Origin of the sequence: Acidovorax sp. (assembly GCF_046291265.1) — a bacterium.
Classification (GTDB): Bacteria; Pseudomonadota; Gammaproteobacteria; order Burkholderiales; family Burkholderiaceae_C; genus Acidovorax.
This window is the reverse complement of sequence record NZ_JBKBTV010000177.1, coordinates 1-572: the sequence shown is the minus strand read 5'-3', so window position 1 is coordinate 572 and position 572 is coordinate 1. Positions and strand designations below refer to the sequence as shown.

Annotated in this window: 1 protein-coding gene and 1 pseudogene; both read left to right on the top strand. The window is 72.6% G+C overall.

The annotated features are described in order from the left end of the window. Positions 1-387, top strand: a pseudogene (locus ACK41V_RS23765) (hypothetical protein); the annotation flags it as partial. Beyond that, positions 348-572, top strand: a 225-nt coding sequence (locus ACK41V_RS23760) for a hypothetical protein (RefSeq protein WP_409786166.1), incomplete at its 3' end; no start/stop codon positions are given. The pseudogene ACK41V_RS23765 and the gene ACK41V_RS23760, both read left to right, overlap by 40 nt.

Here is a 572-nt window from a genome sequence, read left to right as displayed (position 1 = left end):
CCTGCCCCTGCGCCTGCGGCTGCGGCTGCCAAGCCATCCACGCGCACGGTCCTTGCACCGGTTCCAGCCGTGGTTGCCGAGGCGGAGGCGCTGCTTCGACAGGCGGTAGAGGCGGCGTCATCCCGGCTGCTGCGCCGCTGCCGGCAGCTGTGCGAGCAGATCGTGGCGCTGCAGCCTCCCGCACCCATCGCATTCACTGCATGGCGCCTGCTGGCCGCATGTGGCAAGGCCATCGACAATCACCAGCGCGTGGTGGAGGCCACAGAGCGTGCCCTGAACCTGCGGTCCAAGGCGGGCGCGGCGGATGCGGTGGTGGCGGACCTGCTGCAGTCCCGCGCGCTGGCGCTGTGGCGCGCGCTGCTGACGCGGGCGGGGCGGCCGCGGTAGGCGACGAGCAAAGTGCTGAAGCTGCGGCAGCCGCCGACGCTGCTGCCGCACCCGCGCCCGCACCCGTACCCGCGCCCGTGTCGGTCACCGAAACCATTGCCACATCGGCGCTGTCTGAGCTGGAGGAGCCGCCCGAGTACATGCAGGGGCGACAGCAGCTGGCCGGGCCGCTGGAGGAGCTGCTG